Source organism: Corynebacterium sp. KPL2850, assembly GCF_040225855.1.
In the GTDB taxonomy this organism is placed as follows: Bacteria; Actinomycetota; Actinomycetes; order Mycobacteriales; family Mycobacteriaceae; genus Corynebacterium.
On record NZ_JBEHFV010000022.1, the window covers coordinates 1 to 25,769 of the forward strand.

At 59.5% G+C, this 25,769-nt stretch carries 26 protein-coding genes and 1 pseudogene; 13 read left to right on the forward strand and 14 right to left on the reverse strand.

The features are described from left to right. Nucleotides 1-391 (reverse strand): annotated as a pseudogene (locus tag ABRP93_RS08175) (hypothetical protein); the annotation flags it as partial. 243 nt (nt 392-634) lie between these two features. Here ABRP93_RS08175 and mscL point away from each other — a divergent pair. Next, entirely contained in the window at nt 635-1,132 is a 498-nt protein-coding gene (gene mscL, locus ABRP93_RS08180) for a large-conductance mechanosensitive channel protein MscL (protein ID WP_349867796.1), read from the forward strand. A 110-nt stretch (nt 1,133-1,242) separates the two neighbouring features. On the opposite strand, the gene ABRP93_RS08185 is transcribed toward mscL, so the two are convergent. The 5 genes from ABRP93_RS08185 to ABRP93_RS08205 all read right to left on the reverse strand — a co-directional run bounded on the left by ABRP93_RS08185 (nt 1,243) and on the right by ABRP93_RS08205 (nt 4,574). Next, complete coding sequence (locus ABRP93_RS08185; RefSeq protein ID WP_349887599.1) at nt 1,243-1,476, reverse strand: hypothetical protein; 234 nt, start codon at nt 1,474-1,476, stop codon at nt 1,243-1,245. Between the two features lie 25 nt (nt 1,477-1,501). Next, nucleotides 1,502-2,110, reverse strand: a complete 609-nt coding sequence (locus tag ABRP93_RS08190) for a MogA/MoaB family molybdenum cofactor biosynthesis protein (protein WP_349887601.1) — start codon at nt 2,108-2,110, stop codon at nt 1,502-1,504. A gap of 61 nt (nt 2,111-2,171) precedes the next feature. Then, on the reverse strand, nt 2,172-3,653 hold the full coding sequence (locus tag ABRP93_RS08195; RefSeq protein WP_349887603.1) for a S1C family serine protease: 1,482 nt from the start codon (nt 3,651-3,653) through the stop codon (nt 2,172-2,174). Between the two features lie 462 nt (nt 3,654-4,115). Then, nucleotides 4,116-4,289 carry a 50S ribosomal protein L32 gene (gene rpmF, locus ABRP93_RS08200; RefSeq protein ID WP_005279913.1) on the reverse strand — a complete coding sequence of 58 codons (174 nt, stop codon included), beginning with the start codon at nt 4,287-4,289 and terminating at the stop codon, nt 4,116-4,118. Between the two features lie 15 nt (nt 4,290-4,304). After that, nucleotides 4,305-4,574, reverse strand: coding sequence for a type B 50S ribosomal protein L31 (locus ABRP93_RS08205; RefSeq protein WP_005279912.1), 270 nt, complete (start codon nt 4,572-4,574; stop codon nt 4,305-4,307). A gap of 524 nt (nt 4,575-5,098) precedes the next feature. On the opposite strand from ABRP93_RS08205, the gene rpmB reads away from it, so the two are divergent. The 6 genes from rpmB (at nt 5,099) to ABRP93_RS08235 (ending at nt 8,025) form a co-directional block, all read left to right on the forward strand. Beyond that, a complete protein-coding gene (gene rpmB / locus ABRP93_RS08210; protein WP_005279911.1) occupies nt 5,099-5,335 on the forward strand; it encodes a 50S ribosomal protein L28 in 237 nt (78 codons plus the stop codon). A gap of 2 nt (nt 5,336-5,337) precedes the next feature. Beyond that, the gene (gene rpmG, locus ABRP93_RS08215) at nt 5,338-5,502 is read left to right on the forward strand and encodes a 50S ribosomal protein L33 (protein WP_023025964.1); all 165 of its coding nucleotides are present in this window, start codon (nt 5,338-5,340) and stop codon (nt 5,500-5,502) included. A gap of 3 nt (nt 5,503-5,505) precedes the next feature. Continuing rightward, the gene (gene rpsN / locus ABRP93_RS08220; RefSeq protein ID WP_005279906.1) at nt 5,506-5,811 is read left to right on the forward strand and encodes a 30S ribosomal protein S14; all 306 of its coding nucleotides are present in this window, start codon (nt 5,506-5,508) and stop codon (nt 5,809-5,811) included. Nucleotides 5,812-5,826: 15 nt separating this feature from the next. Next, nucleotides 5,827-6,081 carry a 30S ribosomal protein S18 gene (gene rpsR / locus ABRP93_RS08225; RefSeq protein WP_023025961.1) on the forward strand — a complete coding sequence of 85 codons (255 nt, stop codon included), beginning with the start codon at nt 5,827-5,829 and terminating at the stop codon, nt 6,079-6,081. Nucleotides 6,082-6,411: 330 nt separating this feature from the next. Next, nucleotides 6,412-7,194 (forward strand): putative nucleotidyltransferase substrate binding domain-containing protein, encoded by a 783-nt coding sequence (locus ABRP93_RS08230; RefSeq protein WP_349887605.1) that lies wholly within the window; start codon nt 6,412-6,414, stop codon nt 7,192-7,194. A 111-nt stretch (nt 7,195-7,305) separates the two neighbouring features. Beyond that, complete coding sequence (locus ABRP93_RS08235) at nt 7,306-8,025, forward strand: TetR/AcrR family transcriptional regulator (protein WP_349862984.1); 720 nt, start codon at nt 7,306-7,308, stop codon at nt 8,023-8,025. Nucleotides 8,026-8,082: 57 nt separating this feature from the next. Here ABRP93_RS08235 and ABRP93_RS08240 read toward each other — a convergent pair whose 3' ends face one another. The 5 genes from ABRP93_RS08240 to ABRP93_RS08260 are packed head-to-tail and all read right to left on the reverse strand — an operon-like array spanning nt 8,083 to nt 13,771. Next, nucleotides 8,083-8,700, reverse strand: coding sequence for a hypothetical protein (locus ABRP93_RS08240; protein ID WP_349887607.1), 618 nt, complete (start codon nt 8,698-8,700; stop codon nt 8,083-8,085). Between the two features lie 32 nt (nt 8,701-8,732). Further along, the gene (locus tag ABRP93_RS08245) at nt 8,733-9,722 is read right to left on the reverse strand and encodes a hypothetical protein (protein WP_349887608.1); all 990 of its coding nucleotides are present in this window, start codon (nt 9,720-9,722) and stop codon (nt 8,733-8,735) included. Between the two features lie 31 nt (nt 9,723-9,753). Then, nucleotides 9,754-11,286 (reverse strand): bifunctional phosphoribosylaminoimidazolecarboxamide formyltransferase/IMP cyclohydrolase, encoded by a 1,533-nt coding sequence (purH, locus tag ABRP93_RS08250; RefSeq protein ID WP_349887609.1) that lies wholly within the window; start codon nt 11,284-11,286, stop codon nt 9,754-9,756. A 27-nt stretch (nt 11,287-11,313) separates the two neighbouring features. Beyond that, the gene (purN, locus tag ABRP93_RS08255; protein WP_349887637.1) at nt 11,314-11,922 is read right to left on the reverse strand and encodes a phosphoribosylglycinamide formyltransferase; all 609 of its coding nucleotides are present in this window, start codon (nt 11,920-11,922) and stop codon (nt 11,314-11,316) included. Between the two features lie 22 nt (nt 11,923-11,944). Then, the gene (locus ABRP93_RS08260) at nt 11,945-13,771 is read right to left on the reverse strand and encodes a cell division protein PerM (protein ID WP_349887610.1); all 1,827 of its coding nucleotides are present in this window, start codon (nt 13,769-13,771) and stop codon (nt 11,945-11,947) included. A 517-nt stretch (nt 13,772-14,288) separates the two neighbouring features. Between ABRP93_RS08260 and ABRP93_RS08265 the strand changes: the two genes are divergently transcribed. The 3 genes from ABRP93_RS08265 to ABRP93_RS08275 all read left to right on the forward strand — a co-directional run bounded on the left by ABRP93_RS08265 (nt 14,289) and on the right by ABRP93_RS08275 (nt 18,113). Continuing rightward, nucleotides 14,289-15,044, forward strand: a complete 756-nt coding sequence (locus tag ABRP93_RS08265) for a M23 family metallopeptidase (protein WP_023025928.1) — start codon at nt 14,289-14,291, stop codon at nt 15,042-15,044. 247 nt (nt 15,045-15,291) lie between these two features. Continuing rightward, nucleotides 15,292-16,932, forward strand: coding sequence for a histidine-type phosphatase (locus ABRP93_RS08270; RefSeq protein ID WP_349887611.1), 1,641 nt, complete (start codon nt 15,292-15,294; stop codon nt 16,930-16,932). 422 nt (nt 16,933-17,354) lie between these two features. Then, on the forward strand, nt 17,355-18,113 hold the full coding sequence (locus ABRP93_RS08275; RefSeq protein WP_023025924.1) for a M23 family metallopeptidase: 759 nt from the start codon (nt 17,355-17,357) through the stop codon (nt 18,111-18,113). On the opposite strand, the gene pcrA is transcribed toward ABRP93_RS08275, so the two are convergent. After that, complete coding sequence (gene pcrA / locus ABRP93_RS08280) at nt 18,110-20,653, reverse strand: DNA helicase PcrA (RefSeq protein WP_349887612.1); 2,544 nt, start codon at nt 20,651-20,653, stop codon at nt 18,110-18,112. The two genes, ABRP93_RS08275 and pcrA, sit on opposite strands and share 4 nt — an antisense overlap. Nucleotides 20,654-20,771: 118 nt before the next feature. Here pcrA and ABRP93_RS08285 point away from each other — a divergent pair, with 118 nt between their 5' ends. From ABRP93_RS08285 to pgi, 3 genes are all read left to right on the forward strand, one after another. After that, the gene (locus tag ABRP93_RS08285; protein WP_349887614.1) at nt 20,772-21,095 is read left to right on the forward strand and encodes a chorismate mutase; all 324 of its coding nucleotides are present in this window, start codon (nt 20,772-20,774) and stop codon (nt 21,093-21,095) included. Nucleotides 21,096-21,160: 65 nt separating this feature from the next. After that, nucleotides 21,161-22,507 carry a Na+/H+ antiporter family protein gene (locus ABRP93_RS08290; RefSeq protein WP_349887616.1) on the forward strand — a complete coding sequence of 449 codons (1,347 nt, stop codon included), beginning with the start codon at nt 21,161-21,163 and terminating at the stop codon, nt 22,505-22,507. A 97-nt stretch (nt 22,508-22,604) separates the two neighbouring features. Further along, nucleotides 22,605-24,242, forward strand: coding sequence for a glucose-6-phosphate isomerase (gene pgi / locus ABRP93_RS08295; RefSeq protein ID WP_349887617.1), 1,638 nt, complete (start codon nt 22,605-22,607; stop codon nt 24,240-24,242). Between the two features lie 198 nt (nt 24,243-24,440). Here pgi and ABRP93_RS08300 read toward each other — a convergent pair whose 3' ends face one another. Both ABRP93_RS08300 and ABRP93_RS08305 read right to left on the reverse strand, forming a co-directional pair. Then, a complete protein-coding gene (locus ABRP93_RS08300; protein WP_005279887.1) occupies nt 24,441-24,866 on the reverse strand; it encodes a YccF domain-containing protein in 426 nt (141 codons plus the stop codon). A 35-nt stretch (nt 24,867-24,901) separates the two neighbouring features. Next, on the reverse strand, nt 24,902-25,708 hold the full coding sequence (locus ABRP93_RS08305) for a DNA-formamidopyrimidine glycosylase family protein (protein WP_349868592.1): 807 nt from the start codon (nt 25,706-25,708) through the stop codon (nt 24,902-24,904). Between the last annotated feature and the right edge of the window lie 61 nt (nt 25,709-25,769).

Below are 25,769 nucleotides of genomic sequence, written 5' to 3' on the forward strand. Positions count from 1 at the left end.
TGGCATGGTGGAAAGGTACCTCACTTCCCCAGCGAGATGCTGGTTTCAAGGTGTCCACCATCTGGGGGTCAGGTCCTACCTCGACCAGAGCCTGTGAAGCGCCGATCTTGTTCATATATGCCGAAAAGCCGCCGGCCGCCATAATGATTAGGCCGACGCCTGTTAATTGGCTACCAGCAACTTGTTCGAAAATGCCGATGATGTCCAACCACCGAGAGCCGGTGGAGTCTTCCTCATCTAATACTCCATAGCCTGCTTTGGCCGCGGTAGAAACTGCAATGAGAATAAACCCGGCAAGCAATAAAATGATGACCGGCTTATGACCTTTAACAAGGAGGTAGCCTGCACCAATGGTGACTGCCAAGGCAAATAAAGCGAGTGCGATATTCATGCTGGGATCCCTTCTGCCCACGCATTAGAATACTGTTATTTTTACAAACAATATTTTTATATTCCGCTTTCACACTAACACCAAATACCTATATCGCAACCGGTGTGCATTAGTTAACTAAGTAACAATATTGCCAACTCTAATCCTCCCAAGTTGTGAATACTTTTAGCTTGAACTAAACTCCCTGCTTGCTCGAGGTTCAGCCTCATCCTCAACTATCCCCAGAAAGGTCCGTTTTCTCCCATGCTCAAGGGCTTTAAAGACTTCATTATGCGCGGCAACGTGGTCGAGCTTGCCACCGCAGTCATCATCGGTTCCGCATTCACGGCGATCGTCACTTCCGTGACGGATTCCATCATTCAGCCGATCATTAACTCCCTCGGCTCCGCCGAGGTGGATGGTTTGGGCTTCCAAATCACAGACAATAAGTCCACCCTCGTAGACTTTGGCGCCGTTATTACAGCCGCGATTAACTTCCTCATCATCGCCGCAGTGGTCTACTTCCTCATTGTGATGCCGCTCAACAAGCTCACTGAAGCTGCTAAGCGCCGCCAGGGTGTGGACCCAGAGGCTCCGGCACCAACCTCGGAAGAACTCTTGGCAGAAATCCGCGATCTTCTGCAGGCCCAGAACGCTGATGCTGTCGCCGCCGCAGATAAGGCACTTGGGGATGCCACTGCAGCCGAGGGCGCCGATAATTCCACCGCTTCTGAGGGCAAGCACAGCCGCCACGACGACTAATTCTTACTAAAGACGCAGCTGAGCCCGTGTCCACCTTCGCGATGAGGGAGGACACGGGCTTTTGTTATGGTTGCTTCAGCATTTCCTGGCTCGGGACAAGGAGGCGCGGGCTATCCGCCATAGTGCGGCGGCTGGTTTTCGCGGTAAAACTCTTCGCCGCGCTCGGCTGCTTGAGCACCGTCGCCTTCCGCTGCAGCATCATCAATAGTGACGATGCGCTGTGCATCGGCACCTTCTCCACTAGCTAAGTCCTGCCCTACCGGGCTGTCCGCGCTGCGGTCATATTCCGACGCATCTGATTGCCTGAATACGCGCCTGCGCTGGCGGCGTGGTTGGGAGGTCATAGCAGCTTCGCCCTTTTCCTTCGCGTTATTGCACGCTGGATTCTTGCAGTTGATCCACGAGGTGGTGGACCAGCGGGGTCAATGTAGCCATGCCATCGCGCACGGCAGCGCGCGACGGCGCGAGGTTGACCACGACGGTGGAACCAGATACGCCCGAAATGCCGCGGGATGCACACGCATCAACAGCGCCGCAGGCCTGACCAGAAGAGCGCAAGGCCTGGGCCACGCCCGGCACCATCTTATCGATGACCCCGGTGGTAGCCTCCGGGGTCTTATCGCGCGGGCTCACGCCAGTGCCGCCGACGGTGAGCACGAGATCTACACCGCCGACGACGCCAGTTTCAATAGCCTGCCGGATCTTGGATTTCTTCGAGCGCACGACCACCGAACCATCAATGCGGAAATCCGCCTCTGCCAAGAGTTCAGTAACCAACTTGGAGGTGCTATCTGAACTTTCGCCGGGGTGATCCGTGACGATCACGACGAGCGCGCGGCGCGGCGCCGCCACTCGGTCCTCTTTCTCGCTGGCCAAGAGGTAAGCATCATCCGGCTCCGCCACATCCCGCAAAGCGTCTGTGGAAGCCGAATCCTCCAACCTGGTCGAATCGGTCAAGTCTTGCTGGGAGTCTGCCATTTTTCTCCTTAAAAGAAACGTCGGGGGTGCAATGCGGACACGGCGCGGGCTGGCTTTTAATCTACTCGCCCGTCAGGGTTACCTCTACCTGACGAGTATCATCCGAATTTCCATCGGATACTTCCAAGGTGACGGTCGCACCGAAGTCCTGGGAACGAGCGGCCGCGATAAGCGCATCGGCGTTTTCAATCAGCCGGTCATTGACGCGGGTGACGATATCGCCCTGCTTCAAACCTGCTTGTTCCGCTGGGCTGCCCGGCTCAACCTCGGCAATGCGCGCGCCATTACCGTCATCGCGCGCCAAGACCTTAACCCCCAAGGTGGGGTGAGTTACCTGGCCTTTATTAATGAGCTCATCCGCCATGCGCTTGGCAAAGTTGGAAGGGATGGCAAATCCAAGGCCGATAGATCCGCCCTCGCCCGTGGCTTTATCAGACAACGAGGCAATCATCGAGTTCATACCGACGATATTGCCGTCCATATCCACCAAGGGGCCGCCGGAATTGCCGGGGTTAACGGCGGCGTCAGTCTGAATGGCATCGATAAGCGAAGACTCGCCACCCTCCTGGGACGCACGCACCGGACGGTTCTTTGCGGATACGATGCCAGAAGTCACCGTGGCATTGAGGCCGAGCGGCGAACCGACGGCGACTACCTCTTGGCCGACCGCTACCGCATCCGAGTTACCGAATTGCAAGTGTGGTAGGTCTTGCACGTCCTTGATTTTGATGACGGCGACATCCGTATTGGCATCGGAAGCCACGAGATCAGCTTCGTGCTTGCTGCCATCGTTCAAGGTCACCTGCATGATGCCGCCCTGTTCCGCACCGGCGATAACGTGGTGGTTGGTCAACACGTAACCATCGGGAGAAATGATCGAGCCAGAGCCTTCCGCTGCCGAGGTCCGAGTGGCGGTCTGAATGGATACCACGGCCGGCAAAACCTTGGCGGAAACCGCCTCCACCGAGCCTTCCTCGGGCTCCTTACCCATGCTATTGGCGGCCGGTTGACTATGAAGAGCCTCGTTGACCACGGCCGTGCCACTGCTGGACTGGTTCTTACCCACGACCACACCGGTAATGGAGCCTGCTGCGATTGCCGCTACGGCAGCGATTGCCGTCGCCACGCCAAGCCCGATCTTCTTTTTCTCCTTTGGCTGCGGCGGCAACGGCGTTACCCCAGGCACAGGCGGTTGACCGGGTTGGTTATTTGCAGGCCCCTGCTGGGAGTACTCGCTGAACTGGCTAGCGAAGCTAGATGCTTCATCCTGCCCGCGGGTTCCACTCTGCTGAGCGCCACCAAAAAGGCGATTGCTGGGCGGGGTGTGCTGCCCGTGTGCGGAAGCTCGTGCCTCCTGCTCGTTGATGCGCGGCTGGTTCCAGCCCTGGGAATAGGTTCCGTTGGAATAAGCGGATCCAGAATCCTGCTGCCCACCGCGCGGCTGGCTATACGGCGTTTGCCCATTGTTCGTATCGTAGGGTTCCTGCGGGACACCGTGCGACTGGCCATTATTGCCGCGGTTGTCATTATTCCTCATGTTCATAGGAACACTATGCCTCGCTTCGCTTAGTCACAACTTAAACTACTCTGCCAACGTACTAGAAGTTCCTGTGAAGTTACTGTAGGCAATAAACTGGTCAAACTCACCGCGTCCGCCCCCTTCGCGCTCGCGCACTCGTTTACCTTGCCCCATTAAGTATCGTTCATGCTGCAGCGCCAACCGCTGTCAACACTGTCAACACGATCACCTAGCAATAAACCTGATTCATCGCCATTTTAGCGCACTTTTATATTAAATCTACGGTGAGCCTTGCTGTAACTCAAAGTGGATTTCGTTGATTCTTTAAGACCCAAGGAGTGGGCAGTCCTGACAAGGCTTAAATCCCCCACCGCCTCCGCCCACCTGGGCCGGCAGGCGCTTTTTATGCCCGCCTCGGGGCCTAAAACATCGCAACCCCTCGCAGTCGCTAATACGCAACTGGGAGGGGTGGGATTGTAAGCAGGCTTAGAACTGCTCTACGTCAACCAGGCCGAGCTTGGCAGCCTTGACCAGACGGCGCGGGATGCGCACGGTCTGACCATCGATGGTGACTTCCTGGAGGGCGACGTTGTCAGCCTTCCACTGGGAACGACGTGCGTGGGTGTTCGCACGGGACTTCTTAAACTTAGGAGTTGCCATTTTCTCTTCTTCTCCTTACGCGTTCTTCTTCTTGCGGCGAGCCATGGCACCGAAGCGCTGGTTGAAGCGCTCGACGCGGCCAGCGGTATCCATAACGCGCTGTGCACCAGTCCAGAACGGGTGGGACTCAGCAGTAACGTCAACGACGATGAGCGGGTACTCGTTGCCGTCTTCCCACTCAACGGTGCGAGAAGAGGTAGCGGTGGACTTGGTCAAAAAGGAGTGACCGGTACCAGCATCGCGGAAGACCACTGGGTGGTAATCCGGGTGGATGTCTTTCTTCATATATATTCCCTCAGGGTTGGACTACGGGTCGGTTCCGCACACTGAACTACAATGCCGGTACGGATCGTGCCCGAGTTGGGATGTACAGTTACAGCTCGCCCGGCGCCACAAAGCGCGCCGACCGATAACCTGAATTATCCTACATTCCACGGCGGTATATACGAAATTGCTCACCTGCGGCAACCACAGTCGCCACAAGCGCGCATATGCGCCTCATTCGTTATTCGTTATAATAAGGCCCCGAACCTCCCCCTAATGCCTCGATCACAGTTGCGCAATCCCCAACACAACGCGAACAACAATATGTGCGGGGCGATTGCGGTAGCGATTAGGTATATCGCGAGTAAGGCTGTAAGATTTGCTCTTGCTGTTGTCAAAATATACGTATTACGCCCCGTCTACTGGTTTTTGACGACGATGCCGCACCTGCTCACACCTCACTTTTGAGCACTGCCACCCTCACAAGGCAGTCGGCACGTAGTCGTTTATAGCCACGATGTGGGCGGCTAGGAGAAAGAAGACCCATGTCGGCTATTTGCCAGGTAACGGGCCGCAAGCCGGAATTCGGCAAGCAGGTCTCGCACTCGCACCGCCGCACTTCGCGCCGTTGGAACCCCAACGTGCAGCGTCGTCGCTACTACCTGCCCTCTGAGGGCCGTACCATCACTCTGAATGTTTCCACCAAGGGTATGAAGATCATTGACCGCGACGGCATCGAGTCCGTTGTTGCCAAGATCCGCGCACGTGGGGAGAAGATTTAAGTATGGCACGTAACGATATTCGCCCAATCATCAAGCTGAAGTCCACTGCGGGCACCGGTTACACCTACGTGACCCGTAAGAACAAGCGCAATAACCCGGATCGCATCTCCCTGAAGAAGTTCGATCCGATCGCCCGCAAGCACGTCGAATTCCGCGAGGAGCGATAATTCATGGCTAAGAAGTCCAAGATCGCTAAGAACGAGCAGCGCAAGGAAATCGTCGCCCGCTACGCGGAGCGTCGCGCTGAGCTCAAGAAGATCATCAAGAACCCGAACACCCCGGATGAGGAGCGTTTGGAGGCTCAGTTCGAACTGAACCGCCAGCCTCGTGACGCTTCCCCAGCCCGCGTTCGTAACCGCGACGCAGCCGATGGCCGCCCACGCGGTTACCTCCGCAAGTTCGGCCTGTCCCGTGTCCGTATGCGCGGCATGGCTCACCGTGGTGAGCTGCCGGGCGTTCGCAAGTCCAGCTGGTAAAGGGGTAATTGCACAATGGCTAATAAGCGCAATAACCAAAAGAAGTTCCGTATGGAGCAGAGCCGTCGCCCGAAGAAGAACCCTTTGAAGGCTGAGGGCATTGAGAAGGTGGACTACAAGGACACCAAGACTCTGCGTCTATTCATCTCGGATCGCCACAAGATCCGTTCCCGTCGCGTCACCGGCTTGAACCCGCAGCAGCAGCGTCAAGTTGCTACCGCAGTCAAGAACGCACGCGAAATGGCTCTCCTGCCGTTCACCACCCGCTAAACAGTAGCTGGGTATCAACAGCGCACTTTTGCCGCTGGCAAGTGTGACACGGTAAAAGAACCATAAACTTTCGCCGCCTACCTTTCGAGGTGAGGCGGCGAAAGTCGTTTTTAGGGTCTTATTTGGCACTACGCCGCAAACGCCACACACCGCGGCAATACCAGCCGCAAAACTCCTTCACGAACGCCCACTGCCACGGACGCGACGAACCCGCTGCATACTCCCCCAAGCGCTACTGCGCTTTCACATAAGTGTTACATTTATAGCAATCCTGCGCCGCACAACTTTTAGAAGCGCACCGCTTTGTAATGAGTGAAAGGCAGTGACTATATGGCCCTGCACCAATCCCTTCTCGATCTTTCGGAGCTTGCTCCCCATTGCCAATCCCGGGCAACCGCTCGCGGCTTGTTGGCGGAGGCACAAGATGTCTTGCGCAATGCGGTAGCGCACCAGGATGATGAGATTGAATTAGCCTCCTGGTTTTCGCGGCTACTGACAGACATCGTGCGCGCCCAAGGCGTGGACGCGGATGTCCGGTTAACCGGCGCGGCGGCGCGCGGGGATCAGCTGCCCAGCATGCCCATCGGGTGGATGGGAGAAGACAGCGACTTGGAGTCCGTCTTTCGCGATGTTGGCCTAGAGGTGCACCAAGCAGCCGATTCCATGGCAGCGCGCGTCGATGCTGGCCTGCCTTTAGGCCACGGCGGCGAGCAGGCGTTGTTGGAGGAGGCGTTGGCCCAGCGTCCGCCGTTGCTCCAGCGCGTAGGCGGTTTGCCTGATCGCAGCGCGGCCGTGGATATTAAATCCATGCTGTTATCCCCCATCGCCGCCATTGCGCGGTGGGCGGCACCGGGCCCGCGCCCCACGGTCGATCGCCTCGCCATTGGTCACGAACGCGGAATGCTCACAGCGGAGGACGCAGAGACCTTGGATCTTGCGTGGCGCACAGGGTATTCGGTCGAAATGCGGCGCTGGTTCGACAATGTGCACGGCCGCGAATCCACGCTGCAGGATCTCCCGCCGCTGGAGCGCACGGCCTATGGCACAGCTTGCCGCATGGTGTCTGCGACCTTCGAGTCCATCTCCCAACGCGCCGCGGATGCCGCACATTAAAATCGCCACAAAGTGCTGTGGCCATGCATGCGGTCCGCACCGTCTGGCTGCGGGGCTGTAGAGTTGTTGAGTAAAAGCATTTTCTGCTGAGAGAAAGGAGGCGTCCGCCGCATGTCAGGAAACGTCGGTAGGCCGCGTAAACATAGCCCCCGCCGCAGAGGCAATAGCGCCCGGGAAGAAATTCTGGACGCCTCCTCAGAGTTATTTACCACCCAGGGTTTTGCCACGACGTCGACCCACCAAATCGCGGACGCGGTGGGCATCCGGCAGGCATCGCTGTATTACCATTTTCCCTCCAAGACGGAGATTTTCCTCGCACTGCTTAATTCCACCATCGAGCCCTCGCTGGAGCTTGCCGATGAGCTGGTAGATTCCGATGCCGAGCCCGAGCAGCGCCTGTGGTCGCTGGTCGCCGCGGAATCGCGCCTTTTGCTGACCAGCGGTTGGAACGTCGGCCGGTTGTACCAGTTGCCGGTGGCCAATTCGCCTGAATTCTCGGAGTATCACAGCTCCCGCGAGCGGCTGCAGAACCACTTCCGTACCACCGCCGCCGCGATTGTGGGCGATGCGGATCCGCGCATCGAATTGCCCTTCCACGTCGCGCTGTCTGTCATCGAGATGCGCCCCAATGATGGCACGCCTCCCTATGCCGCGGCCCAGTCGGTTCCGGAGACTGCCGCCATGCTTGCCGATGCCGCCCTTGCCGTCCTCGGCGCCACAGTCCCCGAGGACGCCGAAGCCATGACGCTTGAGCTACTGAAGAACCGCAATGACTCGATTTCTGCGGCTGCGGCGGCCGCTGCTGATCGCAAGAAGAAAAAGTCTCGCTAACCTCGTTACGGCGCGTTAACCTCTCCCCTGAGGTTAACGTTAACCACTTACCAGTGGTTAACGTTGCCAGGATTCACTAAAGTCCGCGGTGGCGGCCAGTCCGCCGCCTTCGCGCACGCTAATCCCGCTGGGGGTTACGACAATGGTCGAGGGCGTGGCATCCACGTAGTAGTTGCCACTATCTTGGCCAATGATTGGCCCGGTAAACTCGCCGCCGAAGATGGTCGACCGGTAGGTCAGCGTTCCTCCCGTGTTTTCGCAGACAATCGCTCTGCCGTCTGGACCTTTGCCCGCGAAGACGACGCGCTCAAAACGGTGGCAATCGGCGTAGGTATTAATATCGGTCCAGCCGTACTCACCCAGGCCGTCGATGAGGTCACCTCCGCCGCCATTATTGTTTTTCGGTGGCTGTGCCTGTGCCTGTTCCTTTTCGGTTTCGGTCACCGTCACCACGGGTGGTTCTTTCTCCTCGGTTTCCGGGGACTCGGTCGTCGAGGTTTCTTCTGCGGAGGTATCCGTCGTGCTCTCTACGGTGGTCATGCCGCTGTCACCAGAAAAATCGGGCTGTTCCCCATCCGTTCCATTGCTGCATGCGCTTAAAACGATGCCCGCAGTCGCTACCGCGCCGAGGCGCAGTCCCCAACGCAAACCTGAAGTTAGATTAAAGTGCGGCATGATAAGTCCTTTCTCACAAGCCGGGGTGAGGGCTAACAAGCTGGGCTCGGCCAAGCAACGTCGGCCTTGGAAAGATCGACCGCCATGCCCGAAAGTATTGGTTGGGCGGAGGCGTATTGACCATCGGGGGCCGAGGCGATGAGTGCTACCGCAACCTCGCGGCCGCCGATGGTGGCAAGACCCATCTGCCGCACATCATAGCCGCCGGCGGTATCTGGGCCCCAGCCACCTTTAAGGGCAGCACCCTCTAGATTGCGTAGGCCATAGCTTTGGGCGGGGTCGGGCGTAGACATCGCGCTGAGGATGGGCTCCGCACCGTTGACGCAGCGCAGCTTCGCCATGAATGCGGCTTGGTCGCCCACGCTCCACTGCGTTTGTCCAAAGGCGCTAAATTCCGGGCGGGTGACCTGGCTTTGTACCTGGGTGGTGGTATCGCCGGCCTCGGCAAGTACTTGTTGCGCGGCCTGGGCGGCTTGTGCGCCACCGCCAAGTGCGTCCCAGGCGGATTGCGCCGCCTCATTATTGGAATAGGTAATCGCGGACGTGACCACGTCCGGGCCAATGAGCCCTGCGCGATGCGCGGCGATGAGCACCGGCACCTTGGAGGTGGACCAGGCGGTTTCGGGTGCGGTGCGCCCGGCTGCAACGGTAGTGGTGCCATCCGACACCGCGATGCCCACATTCCCGTAGTTGGCGGCGATGCGGTCGAGTTCGCTTTGCAAATCACCAGCCACAGCCGGCCCGCCATCTTCGGCAGCTTTCGCGGTATCGGATTGGGCATCAGCCGGCGCAGCCTCATCCTGCGCTGCGGCATCGCGAGGGCTCTCCGCCCTATCCTCCCTATCCGCCGTGCTCTCCGTAGAGCGCGACGTCGCCTGCTTGGCGATGCCCGGCTCTGATTCCGGCTCCTGCTCGCCCTGCCCGCACGCGCTAAGACACGGCGCCCCGGCGATCATTAGGCCGCCGAGCGCCATGCGTCTCGGTGTAGTACGCCTCGGTGCGGTGTGGGTTGGTGCGAACATGGCCAGGCTCCTTAGGTCTCGGGCGCTATCGCTAGTGAGCGAAGTGGCGCGTTCCAGTGAGATACATCGTAACACCAGCGGCCTTAGCTGCCTCGATAACTTCTTCATCGCGGATGGAGCCGCCGGGCTGGACAACGGCTTTGACGCCGGCATCGAGAAGCACCTGCAAGCCATCGGCGAAGGGGAAGAAGGCATCGGAGGCGGCGAAGGAGCCTTGGGTGCGGTTGGTGGCATCGGCAAGCGTATTGGCACGCTCGACCGCAAGCTTGGCGGAATCCACGCGGTTGACCTGGCCCATGCCCACGCCCACGGTAGCGTTGTCCTTGGCCAGCAGAATCGCATTGGACTTAACCGCGCGCACCGTGCGCCAAGCGAATTCGAGCTGGGCCAAGTCCTCGTCGCTCAGGGCCTCGCCCGCTGCCAGGGTCCAGTTTTCGGGCTTATCGCCCTCGGCCTGGTAGGTATCCGGTTCTTGGCGCAGCACGCCGCCGGAGATGTACTTGCGCTCCTCGCCCTGTTCCTCTGGCTCGGCCAAAAGCACGCGCAGGTTCTTCTTGCTCTGCAGGATTTCCAGCGCCTTATCCTCATAGGCGGGTGCGACGATGACCTCGGTGAAAATGCCCTTGACCTGCTCGGCCATCTCTACGCTGACCTCGCGGTTGACGGCGATGACGCCGCCGAATGCGGACATCGGGTCGCAGGCATGCGCCGCGCGGTGGGCTGCAGCGATGGACTCGTCCGATACGGCAATGCCGCACGGGTTGGTGTGCTTGATGATCGCGACGCAGGGCCGCTCGTGGTCCCAGGCCGCGCGCCACGCAGCATCGGCGTCCTGGTAGTTATTGTAGCTCATTTCCTTGCCGTTGAGCTGCTTGGCGTTAGCCAAACCCTTGGTGCCAATCCGGGTCACGGTGGCGGCCTGGTGGGAGTTCTCGCCGTAGCGCAGCGAGGTGGTCTCCTCGCCATCGCTGAGCTGGTCAACGAACCATGCGGAAACCGCCGCATCGTAGTTTGCGGTGTGAAGGAAGGCATCGCGGGCAAGCCCTCGACGCTGGTCAAGGCTAAATCCACCCTCCTCAACGGCCTGGGTTACCTCGCCATAGCGCGCCGGATCCACGACCACGGCAACGGACGGGTGATTCTTGGCCGCCGCGCGCACCATGGAAGGCCCACCGATGTCGATCTGCTCCACGCATCCATCGAAGTCCGCGCCGGAGGCTACGGTTTCCTGGAAGGGGTACAGGTTGACCACGACGAGCTGGAAGGGCTCTACCTCAAGCTCATTGAGCTGCGCTAGGTGGTCTTCCTTGCGAGTATCGGCCAGAATCCCGGCGTGCACGCGCGGGTGGAGCGTCTTGACGCGGCCTTCCAGGCACTCGGGGAAGCCGGTGAGCTTTTCAACCGGGGTGACCTCGATTCCCAGGTCTGCAATCTTCTTGGCGGTGGAGCCGGTAGAGACGATCTCTACGCCTGCCTTATCAAGTGCGCGGGCCAGATCCTCCAGCCCCGTCTTGTCGTACACGCTAATGAGTGCGCGCTTTACCTGCTTGCGGTCTTCGCTCATGAGGAGGATTAAGCCTTTCGAAAAGTCTTAGTCTGCGAGTTGAATAAAAAGTTCCTCGCCGCGGGGCTGCGCCGCGCGCAGCACATCGACGATGAGTTCGCGCTCTACCTTTTTAATGCGTTCGTGGAGGCTGGCCTCATCATCGTCTGCCCGCACGGCCACCGGCCGCTGCGCAATGATGGAGCCGGTATCCACGCCCGCGTCCACGAAGTGGACGGTAGAGCCTGTGACCTTCACGCCGTATTCCAACGCATCGCGCACCCCGTGCGCGCCCTTAAAAGCGGGTAGTAACGCCGGGTGGGTATTGATGGTGCGGCCTTCGAAGCGGCGGAGGAAACCCTCCCCCAAAATCTTCATAAAGCCTGCAGAAACAACAATGTCTGGCTGCGCAGCAGCTACTGCATCAGCCAGACATGTATTCCATTCGGCACGGTCCGCGCCCATTTCCACGATCTCAGTATCGATATCGCGTTCTCGGGCGCGTTCAATACCTCGACACTGCTTATCCGCAACCACCTTCACCACACGGTAGTGCTCATCCTGGGCATCCAGGATGGCTTGCAGAAGCGAGCCCGTCCCAGAGACAAGCACGACAACTCGTAGGCGGTTAGTAGCTGCAGTAGCGCGTGGTGGCATCGGTGAAGTCACGCGCTATAGCCTAGTCCCTCTTCCCGCTTTCAGAAGAATCTGCCGCGTCAGTATCGCCCTCATCTGCGTCCTCTTGCACGAGTTCGCCTTCCAGGATTTCGGGGTCTTCAGCCGCTTCGCGCTCGCTGCTTTCCGATGCCCCTTCTTCCCCACCATCAGCCGCGGCGTCCTCCGTGTCATCGGCGTCTCCGCCGCCAGCGCCGGCAGCGCCATCAGCACCGTCCTCGACGACTTCCGCATCGATAACCTCGTCCTCGGCTGAGCCTGCGCCGTCCGTGGATTCTGCGGCTGCGTCGTCCCCGACTTCTGCATCCTTTGCGTCTGCTGCAGTGTCCTCGTCATCCGCTTCAGCCGTATCCTCCGCAGCGGACTCAGCGGCGTCGCCATCACTCGATTCATCCTCGTCGGATTCGCTTTCCCCAGATTCGGCATCAGCATCGTCGGCTTCAGTATTTTCTGCATCGGCCTTGTCCGTGTCAGACGGTTCTGCATCAGACTGCTCTGCGTCAGCGGTGTCCTCTGCAGCGGAATCTTCCGCCGACTCTTCGGTACCGCCTGAATCCTCCCCGGTAGCCTCCGCCTCCGCGGACTCTGCCTCCGCCTCGGCTGCACGAGCGTCCCGCCAAGTCATGAACGCAAAGGCTGCCGCGACGGCCAAACCGACGACGGCGAACCACAACGCGGCAAGGCCGGCAGCGGTCCACAGGTGCGGGCCGGTGTGGCCGTAATAGCCCAGCGTGCCGCTGACCAGGTAGCACGCGAAGAACATGATGACCGCGGTAGCCACCGTAGCTGCAAGCACCTTCTGGAAGGATGGGCGCTTCTTATACAAGGACAGCGTCGCCGCGATGAGGGGAACCACCATGAACACAACCGCCCACCCCGGCGAGGAGGCCGGAATGCCACCGGTAATCGGCAGCGGCGGCAGCGGAACAAGGTGGGTGCTAAAAAGGCTTACCTGCGCTTCTCCTGCCGAAAACTCCGACCCCACCAGCACTGCTCCGGTGCTGACGATGGCATTAGGAATATACAGCAGGCTCAACAAGATGAGGGTGAAAATTCCCAGCCCAGAGATGGAAGGGTACTCATCCATCATCTCCCCTTGGCGCGAGAAGTTGACGATGAAGACCAGCACGAAGACTACCGCCGCGCCAATGGCGAGGTAGGCGAGGTAGCGCAGGGCAATAAGGGCGGCATCGACAAGCAGCGGCGGGGCGCCATAGCGCTTAGCCAAGGCGCGCCACAAGCGGGTACCCATGCCCGCTGCCATCGCGGCCAAGTGCACCACGATAACCCGGGCCAGCGCGGCAGCTAGGTTGGGCGGGGAAACGTCAAAGACCTTGCCGGCATCCCACAGCATCACCCAGGCAATGCAGGTCAACACCACGGGGACGCCAACCACGCAGGCGACGAGTATGGCTAGGTCCTTCACGCTGACTTTGTGTTTTACCGCGGCGCGCACGCGCACCGCCACCACCGTGGCGAGGATGAGGGCGGGCAAGGCAGGCAAGAACGACAGGTCCACCCCGGCCGCCGATACCGGCGCGAGGTTAAAGACCATCCACGCTTCCGCCACGATGGTGGGCAACCATGCGAGGGGCGATCCAAAGAGCAAGAGCGCGCCAAAAGCGAGCGCCACAATAATAAGGACAACAATAATATTCGGCAGGGCCGCCGACATGAATAATTGGCGGATGCGCCCCGCTTTCGTCAGCGGGGCCGGAGTGCGACGGGCCTTCGCCTTCGACCCGGCTTTGCGCGCGACGCGCTCTGCGGAATTGTGCGGCTTTTGCGTCGCGGTGGCGTGGGGCGCACGAGGGGCGCGCTCTGTCTGCACTGTCCGGCCCCGCGCCTGGCTACGCGGGCGGGGCGTTGACCGAGATTGGGGGCTGGTGTTCTTGTTCATCGGCGTCCACTTTGCCACCTTTTGCGCGCGGTAGCGGGGTGGCGCGACGAGGCACTTCCAAAATCACCGTGGAGTTCTTCAGTAACTACTGTAGACATATATATAAGGAATGAAGTTTTCCCCCTTATCCCCCACTGGCCACAGTAATTTCACGCCACGGCGCCTCCGCAACCGGCTCCGAAGGCGCACTGTTACAGCTTCGGGGCTACCACGGGGGCTTGGTTTTAAGAGATTTATATCGCACTATGCGTAAAATTCTCCAGAAGTTGCCTGCATGTAGGCTTATTCCAGACCAGCGCGAGAAAATATTCACTTTTGGCTTGCTGTTATCTTTTTGAGACGCTACTGTTACATCTCGTTGGTAACAAGAAGGTCACAATCTCGTAACTAACCCAGAGACGATGTAACGCTCTTTTTGAAGATTGTGAAAGACACGAAAGAAGATTTAATGCGAAGCAAAGTTCAGCGTGGCGCCGGCCGCCATCGCAAGATTGTCACCTCGCAGACCACCAAGGGTCGTATCGCAGTCATGACCGTTGCAGCCGGTGCCGTGTCCACCGCCGGCGTAGGCGGCGCAGCTGCCGCAAACGTTGAGTCCGACAACACTGCATCTACCACCACCACGACGCAGTCTGTCGACTACAAGCTTGCCGCTGATACTTCCGAGGTTAATGACGCCCCAGCCGGTTCCTCCGATGCTGCGCCGCAGATCCTCAACGTGGCTGAGGCAAAGCCGGTCACCAACCTAGTTGACCAGCTGAGCAAGTCCATCCAGGCTTCCGCTGACCGCGCCGCCGAGGACCTTGCAGCTCGCGCCCCTTCCATTGCCCGCCCCGCTGAAGGCGCCTTCACCTCTGGCTTCGGCCCGCGCTGGGGTTCGTTCCACTCCGGCGTTGACATCGCCAACGCCATCGGAACCCCCATCCTTTCCATCATGGACGGCACCGTTATCGATTCCGGCCCAGCCTCCGGCTACGGCCAGTGGATCCGCATCCTCCACGATGACGGCACCATGACCGTATACGGCCACATGCAGACCCTCGACGTTGCCGTGGGCGAACACGTGCACGCAGGCCAGAAGATCGCTGGCATGGGTTCCATGGGCTTCTCCACCGGTTCCCACCTCCACTTCGAGGTTCACCCGAACTCCGGTGACGCCGTTGACCCACAGGCATGGCTGGCCGAGCGAGGCATCCAGCTCTAAGAGCCTTCTTTCCTTCTTGTTCAAGCGCCGCAGATATCCTCTGCGGCGCTTTTGCTATACCTACCGGCCCCATCCACCTCCGCTCGCTCGCAGCCGCAAAAATCAAACCCCGTTCGCCAACGCGTCGTACACACCGCCTAGGGCCGAAAAGTATTCCCGCAATTTACCTACATGCCATGTGATTGCAAGATGCGGCCCTTAAGCTGTCAGCTGTCTTTTTATCCAGCCCTCCACAAGGAATACTCATATGCGGACACGCACTCTCTCCCTCATCACTGCCCTTAGCTGTGCCCTCGCGCCCGCACCAGCTCTAGCTTCCGAAGGCACCACCTACTACTCCACCAAGCAGCATTACCAGCCACAGGGATCAAGCTACGCCGAAGCCCCCAGTGGGTTTCACCAGATTTACACCTCAACGGTAGATCGCCACGGATCCCGCGGGCTATCAAGCTTTAAATACGACGACCTCGCACAGCAGATGCTGGAGTATGCCCAACAACGCGGTCAGCTCACCGAGCTCGGCACAAAGCTCATCCCGCAAGTGGAGGCCATGATAACGGTAAACCAAGAGCTATCCGGTGGCCCTGGCCAAGAAGCCGGTTATGGAAACCTGACGGAAGTGGGACGAGAAGAGCTCGGGGGCATCGGCAAGCGCAATGCACAACGCAATGCGGAGCTACTGGGATCGATTGCTGCCGAAGACCTCAAGGTGAGCTTTACTTCCTCAGGAGAGGACCGCGCCAATGACTCTGGGTGGAACTTCGGGGAAGGTCTACTGGAACAGTCTCCCGCACTGGCTGAGCACTTGGATGATGAAATGACAGACGGCCACGTCAACATCGCCGCACGCCCTGACCTGATGTACGCACACAAGGATAAAAACGCTGCATCCTATCAGCGCTATACGGAGTGGAAGGACTCTCAGGTTTTACAGGAAAAGGTACAACAGGCCTACGCCAAGCCAGAGTCACAACAGGCTGCACGCAGCTTACTGGCTAAGATTTTTGCGCCGGAATTTATCAATGCTTTAGCAGATGGTTCCATTCACTTTTCCGCCCGAGAAAAGGACGATAAATCCGTTGAAGGCATCGTCGATGCCGCCTTGCAGTTTTACAACCTATACATCATCGCTCCAGCTTTGGAGCACGAGGAAAAGGCCCCGGCGGAGGGGTGGATCTTTGATGAGTACATGGACGATACTAACGGACCGACCTTCGCGTACCTGCTTGACGTAGAAGACTTCTACGAGAAAGGCCCGGCTATCCAGGGCCAGACAGTTGCCTACGACAACTACGAACCACTGCTCGAAGAGATGATTAGAAACGTTGAGGACCGCGCTGCTGGCGGCGAGGTAGCCGCCAATTATCGCTTCGGCCACGCCGAGACCATCATCCCGCTTGCCGCGTTACTGAAGCTGCCCGGTTCCGAGCACGGTGTCCCAGAGGAAGATTTATACAGCTGGGATAACTCCGCATGGCGTGGTGATGCCGTCTCGCCGATGGGCGCGAATATTCAATGGGACGCATTCCAAAATGATCGCGGAGAGACCCTCGTGCGGATGCTCTACAACGAAAAGGAAATCCCATTCCACGATGGCTGTGAGCCCATTACCGCCGACTCAACTTTTTATACTATCGAAGAGCTGGCAGATTGCTTGCCCTTAGGCTCCACCTCAGATCACTCTCAAGCCCACCTCATAGACGCTGAAGACGCGACAGATCACCAGCCACCGGTTGCTGATTCCCTCTCTTCCAAGCCGCAGTTCTGGGGGATCATCGGTGCCCTTGCGGGCGCACTGGCCATCGGTATAGGAATCGGTGCGGTCAACGCTTTCGGCCCACAAATTCAACAGCAACTGCAGAAATTTAGCAGTCAGCTCCCTTTCTAGCGCCCTTAGGGATGGCCCCGCCCGACGGGGCCACAAGACGCTTTCAGCCGAGTCCAGTACAGGGCCTTGTCGCAGGTAGACGGCTTTTTACGGTCCTTCCCCAGCGCTCAAACCACCCTACCCCCCGATAGCTACCCCCAGAGCTTAAACCAGTACTTCAAACCTGCAACTTTAGCCACTTTCGTAACACGCGCAACAAGCTGGCATGTTCGAAACTTTTCGAATGATCGTGGTTTCTACCAGCATTTTTCCAGATTGCGCGGCACCCATGGGCAGGCTAACTTTTAACTCGTTGCCACAAGCGAACGCCAAATGGGGTATTTCCATTCCCCGGCGTGTCGCAGGGGGCAGTTGAAAGACGCCAAACCTTTAAGGTTTGCACGCCTCGAGACCATGCACAGCCATGAAAAGGACTTAAACTTATGAAGCGCATGAACCGTGCACGCAGGAATGTAGCGCTAAGCATCATCACGCTTGGCACCGTTTTTGCTACCGGCACCTCCGCTTTTGCTGCTGATCCAGTGGCCAGCGTGGACGTTTCCAATGGCTCCTCTGAGCCCCAAGCCACCAACGTCGACAACGCGGGCGTTATCGACGCCGCCGTCGGCCTCGCAAATACCGCCGTTGGTGTGCTCAACGGCGATGCCACCCCGAAACTTAGCCAGAATGACTCCGGCGGGGTCAACATCGTCTTAGACCCTTCCTCCGTTCCTGGCCTGGGAGAGGCCTTCGCTCCCGAGGGAGACCGCTCCGGCCTCACCCCTGAGCGTGGCAAGGACGCATCTGGTAATACGGTGGTCTTCCCCACCTCCGGCACGTTGACTTCAGGCTTCGGCATGCGCTGGGGCGCGATGCACAACGGCATCGACGTAGCTAACCCAGTCGGCACACCGATCCACTCCGTCATGGACGGCACAGTCATTAACTCCGGCCCGGCACAAGGCTTTGGCAACTGGATTCGCATCCAGCACGTCGATGGCAGCATCTCTGTCTACGGCCACATGCCCGCCAACTCGCTGCGCGTCAACGTGGGCGACCACGTTTCGGCCGGCGACCACATTGCGGATATCGGCAGTGAGGGCCACTCCACCGGCCCGCACCTGCACTTCGAAATTCACCCAGGCGGCGGCGCAGCCGTTGACCCAGTGGGCTGGTTCGACGAACGCGGGATTTCGGTCTAGAGCTTTTCCATCGGCACGCCGCCGATGAGCATGAGCCGCACCTTGCCGGAGGAACCAAAGTCCACGGTCACCGTGGCGCGGGCACCGGAACCGGCCGTTTCAATCACGGTTCCGAGCCCGTACTTCGCGTGGTTGACACGGTCTCCTACCGCAAGGTTGAGGTTCTTATTCTTCGGCATGGAATTAGCTGCAGGCTGGCGAGTGCGTTGCGAAGGGGAAGACGTAGCGCGCTGGCCAAACCCAGCACCCCCACCACCGGAATAGCCGCCGCTAGAACCGCGGCGATAGCTCCGGCCATACTGATAGTCATCGGCTCCCCAGGAACCGGTGAGGTCACTATCGGAATCCTCTCGCCGCCAGTCGATGAGATCCTCTGGGATCTCGGCGAGGAAGCGACTGGCGGGATTGGTTACCGGATTGCCCCACGCAGAGCGCAAGATGGCGCGCGTGAGGTACAACTTTTCGCGGGCGCGAGTGATACCCACATACGCCAGGCGGCGCTCTTCGCTCAATTCCTTCGGGTTACCCAGCGAGCGCATGTGCGGGAATTGGCCGTCCTCCCAACCGGCGACAAAGACGACGGGAAACTCCAAGCCCTTCGCCGTATGCAGGGTCATCATGGTTACTACCCCGGTCTCAGAATCCGGAATCTGATCCGCATCCGCAACTAGGGAGACCTTCTCCAAAAAGGCTTGCAACGAGCCCGGCGCGGCTTCGCCTTCTTCTAATAGCTCATTGGGATCGACGGCATCCGCACCAGCGGCGGCCATCTGGTTGGCGGCCTCCGAGGTAAATTCGCGGGCCACGGAGACCAGCTCATTGAGGTTATCAAGACGCGCGCCGTCCTGCGGATCGTTGGAATTTTCTAACTCCGCCTTGTAGCCGGTGGCATCCAGGATGGCGGTGAGCAATTCGCCCAAATCGGGCTGGCCGGTCACTTCATCGCGCATGCCTGGGATTTGTGCGCGGATGCCGTCCATCATGTCGTTGAATTTGGTAACGGCATTGACGGCGCGGGTGCCAAGGCCGGGGACGTCGCCCTGGGGGACATCGGCAAGCGCCTTGCCAAAGCTTATCCCCTGGTTTTCCGCGTGCAGGGCAATCTGGCCCTGAGCCTTATCGCCGATGGCGCGCTTGGGAACATTGATGATGCGGCGCAGGCTCACCGTATCGTCGGGGTTATCCATAATGCGCAGGTAGGCCACCATATCGCGGATTTCGCGGCGTTCATAAAAACGTGTCCCGCCCACGACCTTATAGGGGATGCCGGAGCGAATGAAGATATCCTCCAGAGCGCGGGAGGCATTATTGGTCCGGTACATCACGGCGATATCGGAATAGCTGTGGCCCTTATCCGCCAGCGCGTCGATCTCTGCGGCGATAAAACGGGCTTCATCGTGTTCGTTATCCGCCACATACCCCACGATGGATTCGCCATCACCATGCGCGGTCCACAGGTTTTTCTCCCGGCGGTTCTCGTTTTTCGCAATCACGGCATTAGCCGCGTTCAAGATGGTCTGCGTGGAGCGATAGTTCTGCTCCAATAAGATGGTGTGCGCCTGCGGGTAGTCGCGCTCGAATTCCTCGATATTGCGGATGGTGGCGCCGCGGAAGGCATAAATGGACTGATCGGAATCACCCACCACGCACAACTCTGGGGCATCGGGCCCCAGCTCGCCCTTGCCCACGAGCGCTGCTACCAGCGCGTACTGGGCGTGGTTGGTGTCCTGATACTCATCAATAAGCACGTGCTTAAACCGCCGGCGATAAAACTCCACAACCTGCTTGTGCTCGGTGAAGATGCGCACTACTTCCCCGATGAGGTCGTCGAAGTCCACCGCATTGGCCGCGCGCAGGCGGCGCTGGTACTCGGCGTAGACATCCGACACGGTTGTCTCAAAGGGATTCTTGGTCTGCTGCGCCTTGTCTGCCGCCTCGGCCGGGCCCACGAGTTCGTTTTTGTGGTTGGAGATCTGGTTCGCCAGCACGCGCGGGGTGTATTTCTTCAGATCCAGCTGCATGTCCTTGGCAATCATGGATAGAAGTCGGCGGGCATCGTCGCCATCATAAATGGTGAAGTTGGTATTAAGGCCCGGCACGAGCTGCGCGTTCTGGCGCAGGATGCGCACGCAGATGGAGTGGAAGGTGGATACCCACATGCGCTCGGCCACCGGTCCCACTAGGGAGCCAACGCGCTCCTTCATCTCCGCGGCGGCCTTATTGGTAAAGGTAATGGCGAGGATTTCCCACGGGTTTACCCCGCGGTGGCGCATGAGGTACGCGATGCGGCGGGTAAGCACCGCGGTCTTGCCAGAACCCGCGCCGGCGACGATCAGCAGGGGCCTGCCGGTATGGGTGACCGCCTCTAATTGCTGCGGGTTCAAACCTTGGGTTAAAGGATCGGATTCCGCGGGCCTGGGCGTGCTGCCAAAAGGGTTCTGCTGTTCGGGCTGGCTAGGGGAAAAGCCGCCGCGGGAGGTAGTGCCGGATGCGGGTTCGCGCGGGGTAGAAGTTGGGCTAAATGGAGAGTTATTCGTCATAATGCCTACCAACCTACTAGCCCCACCGGACATGGCCGGTACTTGCGGCATACACTGCGCTTTCCAAAACCCTGACCAAGTAGCACGATGACACGGCGAAGTGGCACAATAAGGGACCATGACCGCTGAAGATAATGAATCCATCGTTAACAATGGCTTGGATATCCGCATGCCCACCGGCACGGATGATCCCCTATCTGATGCGGAAATCCAGCAGTATCGCGAGGAAATCAACCGCCTGGATCAGATCATCTTGGATGCGGTCAAGCGCCGCACCGAGGTCTCCCGCGCGGTGGGCCGCACCCGCATGAGCTCCGGCGGCACGCGCTTGGTACACACCCGCGAGATCGCCATCCTCAATGAATTCCGCGCGGAGCTTGGTGAGGAAGGCCCCACCATCGCCTCTGCCCTACTGCGCATGGGTCGCGGCCGCTTGGGGTAAGGCCACCACTCAAGCCCTCGGATTAATTACGGGCTAGCCCATACTATGCAGTACGCTTTCGGGGCATGAACGCAGTACTCATCGCCGTCATCGTCATGCTCACGCTCGCCCTCTTGCGCGTGCACGTGGTGGTGGCGCTTTTCATCGGCGCAATCGTCGGCGGCCTGCTATCCGGCATGGGCCTGGATGCCACCATGCTCGCCTTCCAGGACGGGCTCGGTGGCGGCGCCAAGATTGCCTTAAGCTATGCCCTCTTGGGCGCCTTCGCGATGGGTGTTGCCTCCGCTGGACTGCCGCAGATCCTGGCCAACTTTCTCATCGCCAAGCTCGGCGGCACCGGCGAATTAGATCCCAAGGCCGCGGCCACCACCAAGTGGATGCTCGTTATTGGCCTTATCGCCATGGCCGTGATGAGCCAGAACCTCATCCCCGTCCACATTGCCTTCATCCCGCTGCTCGTCCCGCCGCTTTTGGCGGTGATGAATAAGCTCAAGCTGGATCGCCGGCTTATCACCACGTGCCTGACCTTCGGCCTTATCACCACCTACATGTTCATTCCGGTGGGCTTCGGGTCCATCTATTTAAACGATATCCTGCTATTCAATATCGAAGAGGCCGGCCTGGATACCTCCGAAATCAATATTATGCAGGTCATGGCCATCCCCGCCTTGGGCATGCTCGCCGGCCTGCTCATCGCCATCTTTTTCAGCTACCGCGCCCCACGCGAGTACGAGGATCGGCCCATTGCCGCCGAAGAGCACCAGGAAACGCCCTCGCGGTATAAAATCTGGGTTTCCATCCTGGCGATTATCGCCACCTTCGCCGTCCAAATCATCATGCAGGCGCTCGATTTCGAATCCGATGGCCTGCTCGTCGGCGCCCTGACCGGCCTGGGCATCTTGCTCATCTCCGGCGCGGTGGATTGGAAGCACGCCGATGACGTATTTACCAACGGCATGAAAATGATGGCCCTTATCGGCTTTATCATGATCACCGCGCAGGGCTTTGCTTCTGTCATGACGGCGACAGAGGAAGTCGGCCCGCTTGTCGATGCCACCGCCAACCTCTTTGGCACCAATAAGTTCCTCTCCGCAGGCGCCATGCTCTTGGTCGGCCTGGTGGTCACCATGGGCATCGGCTCGTCCTTTTCCACCCTGCCCATCATCTCCGTTATCTACGTTCCCCTGTGCGCCTCGCTCGGCTTTAGCCCCGCGGCCACGGTGGCGCTTATCGGTACGGCAGGCGCGCTTGGCGATGCCGGCTCCCCCGCCTCCGATTCCACCCTCGGCCCCACCGCCGGCCTCGGCGCCGATGGCCAACACGATCACATCCGCGACTCGGTCATCCCCACCTTTATCCACTTCAATATCCCACTTCTCATCGCCGGCTGGGCGGGCGCGCTCATGCTCTAAAAGCCACACTTCTCACGGTGCCGTTGGCACTCATTCTCGACTACGGTGGGAGGGGTACACATTGCCAATGCGCTCGTCGCCAGAAAGGCCAATTGCCATGGATATCACCGCATCGTCCCAGTGGAAAGACCTGGTCAAGGTTTATGAAGATAAGCAGGACATGCGCCTGCGCGAACTCTTCGCCGCAGACGCAAACCGCGCCGAGAACTACACCTTCGACGCCGCCGGCCTGCACGTGGATTTATCCAAAAACCTTATCGATGAAGACGTCCTCCAGCACCTGGTCGAGGTAGCCCGCGCCGCCGATGTGGAAGGCCGTCGCGATGCCATGTTTGCAGGAAAGCACCTCAACAACACCGAGGATCGCGCCGTGCTGCACACCGCGCTGCGCCTGCCGGTAGAAGATGACTTGCACGTCGATGGCCAAGATGTCGCCGCCGATGTCCACGAGGTCCTGGGCCGCATGCGCGATTTCGCTACCGCCCTGCGCTCTGGCTCCTGGTTGGGGCATACCGGCCACACCATTAAAAAGGTGGTCAATATCGGCATCGGGGGTTCCGACCTCGGCCCCGCCATGGCCGCACAAGCCCTGCGCTCCTATGAGGTGGCAGGCATTTCCGCGGAGTTCGTCTCCAACGTGGATCCCGCCGATATGGCCGCCACCTTGGACGGGCTCGATGCCGGCTCCACCCTCTTTATCGTCTCCTCCAAGACCTTTACCACCCAGGAAACCCTGACCAACGCCCACGCGGCCCGCCGCTGGCTCATCGAACAATTCAATGGCGATGAATCCGCCGTAGCCAAGCACTTCGTGGCCGTATCCACCAATGCGGAGCAGGTGGAGAAATTCGGCATCGATACGGACAACATGTTCCCGTTCTGGAATTGGGTGGGCGGGCGCTACTCCCTCGATTCCGCCATTGGCCTGTCCTTGATGTGCACCATTGGCCCGATGGACTTCATGCGCTTTTTGGAAGGCTTCCACGCCATGGATGAGCACTTCCGCACCACCCCGCTAGAGCGCAATGTGCCCGTACTCATGGGCTTGCTGGGCATCTGGTACACCAATTTCTTCGGCGCCCAAACCCACGCCGTTCTGCCCTACTCGCAGGATCTCGGCCGCTTCCCGGCCTACCTGCAACAGCTGACCATGGAATCCAACGGCAAGTCCGTGCGCCGCGATGGCACCGCGGTGACCACTGGAAATACCGGCGAGATTTACTGGGGCGAGCCGGGCACCAACGGCCAGCACGCCTTCTACCAGCTCATGCATCAGGGCACCCGCCTCATCCCAGCGGACTTCATCGGCTTTGCCCGCCCCAAGGAGGACTTCCCCACCGCGGACGGCACCGGCTCGATGCATGACCTGCTCATGGGCAATTTCTTCGCCCAAACAAAGGTGCTGGCCTTTGGCAAGACGGCCGAAGAAATCGCTGCCGAAGGCGTTGAGGAAGACCTCGTGCCGCACAAGGTCATGCCGGGCAACCGCCCCACCACCACGATTATGGCCGAGGAGCTTACCCCCTCCACCCTGGGCGCGCTCATCGCGCTCTACGAGCACATCGTCTTTACCCAAGGCATCATCTGGGATATCAACTCCTTCGACCAATGGGGCGTGGAGCTGGGCAAGCAGCAGGCCAATGACTTGGCCCCCGCCGTCTCCGGCAGCCAAGAGGTAGATTCCGGCGACCAGTCCACCGATAAGCTCATCGGCTGGTATCGCGCCAACCGTTAGCTCCGGCCCGTGCCCGGGTCATGCGCCTCGGGCACGTAAAAGTGTCCAAAACAACCGCGTTCTTGAAAAATCGGCCCTCAAATTCAGACAAATGCGGTTGTTTTGGACATTTTCGTGCCTAAGCGCCACAGATCACTAAAGCGCCCAGCCGCGAAGCAACATGTCACTTCGGGCCAGGCGCTCTCAGGCTAGGTGAATTTACAGCTTCACCATGGGCTGCCAGCCGGACGGGATATTCTTCGAGCTAACGACCTTGCGGCCGAAGGGGAAGCAGGTCACTGGGATCATCTTGAGGTTGGCCCAGGCAACGGGGATACCGATGATGGTAATCGCCTGGATAACCGCGGTAACGACGTGGCCAATGGATAGCCACAGGCCAGCGATAACGAACCAAATGACATTAGAGATGCCAGACATCCCGCCGGTGCCCTTGCGGGGCTCAACCACGGAGCGGCCGAACGGCCACAGCGCGAACTGGCCCATGCGGAACGAGGCCACGCCCGCCGGAATCGTCACGATGAAGATACAGGCGATGATGCCGAAGAGGAAGTAACCCAGCGCAAGAACGATGCCGCCGGAGAGTAGCCAGATGATATTAAATACAAGATTTAGTAGTGATCGCATGCCCACCAGCTTAGCGCGAAAAGCGTAAAGGAACCTTAGAGCGGCTGGCAGTGCGGGCAGAACCAGATGATGCGCTCTAATTCGCCCTCGTCCCCACCGCGGTCAACGCCGCCCAGGGAATCCTTCTGGATGATGGTGCCGCAACGCCGACAGCGCTTGCGATTGCGCCCAAAAACATAGGTAGTCTCCCCGGCGCGGCGCACTCCTGTAGTCACGCGAATGGGCGAGTTGCGGTTGGCCCACATGATGCGCTTGCCGATGTCCACTACCTGTTCCACATCCACCTCTGCCACCGGTGTGGCCGGGTGAACGCCGGCGAGGAAGCAGATTTCGGCGCGGTATTCATTGCCAATGCCCGCAACGACCTTCTGGTCCAAAAGCGCCGTGCCGATGCTCCGATCGGGTCGCGCGCGTAAACGGCGCAGCGCCTCCTCGCGGTCCCAGTCGGGGTCCAAGATATCTGGGCCAAGGTGCGCGATGCGGCTAAAGTACTGATCTGCGTCGAAGATATCGACAAAACCCAACCAGTGGCCCACGAGTTCAATATCGCGCGGTGAATGGGCTAATTGCAGCACGATGCGCGCGCTATGGCCGGGCTTGCGCCAGCGGTCGCCGGCGTAGTGGATGGCCCAGGTGCCCTCCATCTTTAGGTGGGTATGCACGATGGTCTGGTCGAATTGCATGAAGAGGTGCTTGCCATAGGGCCACACGCGCTCACAGATGGTGCCGGTGAGGTTAACGGTAGCGTGCTGCGGCACGCGGACGGAACAGCCGGTGACCTCGCGCCCGGCCATAAACTGCAGGCGGCGCGAAAGTTGTAGGACGGAATCGCCTTCGGGCATGGGAATGGCCTCCTTCCGTCGGACTCAGACACAGTGGCCCCACCAAAATACACCTGCAGGC

What these genes read in the sequence shown, in the direction of transcription:
- rpmB (WP_005279911.1), top strand. Translation starts at nt 5,099, where the DNA reads ATGTCGGCTATTTGCCAGGTAACGGGCCGCAAGCCGGAATTCGGCAAG.
- ABRP93_RS08230 (WP_349887605.1), top strand. Translation starts at nt 6,412, where the DNA reads ATGGCCCTGCACCAATCCCTTCTCGATCTTTCGGAGCTTGCTCCCCAT.
- mscL (WP_349867796.1), top strand. Translation starts at nt 635, where the DNA reads ATGCTCAAGGGCTTTAAAGACTTCATTATGCGCGGCAACGTGGTCGAG.
- ABRP93_RS08270 (WP_349887611.1), top strand. Translation starts at nt 15,292, where the DNA reads ATGCGGACACGCACTCTCTCCCTCATCACTGCCCTTAGCTGTGCCCTC.
- rpmF (WP_005279913.1), bottom strand. Translation starts at nt 4,289, where the DNA reads ATGGCAACTCCTAAGTTTAAGAAGTCCCGTGCGAACACCCACGCACGT.
- ABRP93_RS08300 (WP_005279887.1), bottom strand. Translation starts at nt 24,866, where the DNA reads ATGCGATCACTACTAAATCTTGTATTTAATATCATCTGGCTACTCTCC.
- rpsN (WP_005279906.1), top strand. Translation starts at nt 5,506, where the DNA reads ATGGCTAAGAAGTCCAAGATCGCTAAGAACGAGCAGCGCAAGGAAATC.
- rpsR (WP_023025961.1), top strand. Translation starts at nt 5,827, where the DNA reads ATGGCTAATAAGCGCAATAACCAAAAGAAGTTCCGTATGGAGCAGAGC.
- ABRP93_RS08275 (WP_023025924.1), top strand. Translation starts at nt 17,355, where the DNA reads ATGAAGCGCATGAACCGTGCACGCAGGAATGTAGCGCTAAGCATCATC.
- rpmG (WP_023025964.1), top strand. Translation starts at nt 5,338, where the DNA reads ATGGCACGTAACGATATTCGCCCAATCATCAAGCTGAAGTCCACTGCG.
- ABRP93_RS08245 (WP_349887608.1), bottom strand. Translation starts at nt 9,722, where the DNA reads ATGTTCGCACCAACCCACACCGCACCGAGGCGTACTACACCGAGACGC.
- ABRP93_RS08185 (WP_349887599.1), bottom strand. Translation starts at nt 1,476, where the DNA reads ATGACCTCCCAACCACGCCGCCAGCGCAGGCGCGTATTCAGGCAATCA.
- pcrA (WP_349887612.1), bottom strand. Translation starts at nt 20,653, where the DNA reads ATGACGAATAACTCTCCATTTAGCCCAACTTCTACCCCGCGCGAACCC.
- ABRP93_RS08195 (WP_349887603.1), bottom strand. Translation starts at nt 3,653, where the DNA reads ATGAACATGAGGAATAATGACAACCGCGGCAATAATGGCCAGTCGCAC.
- ABRP93_RS08205 (WP_005279912.1), bottom strand. Translation starts at nt 4,574, where the DNA reads ATGAAGAAAGACATCCACCCGGATTACCACCCAGTGGTCTTCCGCGAT.
- ABRP93_RS08290 (WP_349887616.1), top strand. Translation starts at nt 21,161, where the DNA reads ATGAACGCAGTACTCATCGCCGTCATCGTCATGCTCACGCTCGCCCTC.
- ABRP93_RS08305 (WP_349868592.1), bottom strand. Translation starts at nt 25,708, where the DNA reads ATGCCCGAAGGCGATTCCGTCCTACAACTTTCGCGCCGCCTGCAGTTT.
- ABRP93_RS08285 (WP_349887614.1), top strand. Translation starts at nt 20,772, where the DNA reads ATGACCGCTGAAGATAATGAATCCATCGTTAACAATGGCTTGGATATC.
- ABRP93_RS08235 (WP_349862984.1), top strand. Translation starts at nt 7,306, where the DNA reads ATGTCAGGAAACGTCGGTAGGCCGCGTAAACATAGCCCCCGCCGCAGA.
- ABRP93_RS08265 (WP_023025928.1), top strand. Translation starts at nt 14,289, where the DNA reads ATGCGAAGCAAAGTTCAGCGTGGCGCCGGCCGCCATCGCAAGATTGTC.
- purN (WP_349887637.1), bottom strand. Translation starts at nt 11,922, where the DNA reads ATGCCACCACGCGCTACTGCAGCTACTAACCGCCTACGAGTTGTCGTG.
- ABRP93_RS08240 (WP_349887607.1), bottom strand. Translation starts at nt 8,700, where the DNA reads ATGCCGCACTTTAATCTAACTTCAGGTTTGCGTTGGGGACTGCGCCTC.
- pgi (WP_349887617.1), top strand. Translation starts at nt 22,605, where the DNA reads ATGGATATCACCGCATCGTCCCAGTGGAAAGACCTGGTCAAGGTTTAT.
- purH (WP_349887609.1), bottom strand. Translation starts at nt 11,286, where the DNA reads ATGAGCGAAGACCGCAAGCAGGTAAAGCGCGCACTCATTAGCGTGTAC.
- ABRP93_RS08190 (WP_349887601.1), bottom strand. Translation starts at nt 2,110, where the DNA reads ATGGCAGACTCCCAGCAAGACTTGACCGATTCGACCAGGTTGGAGGAT.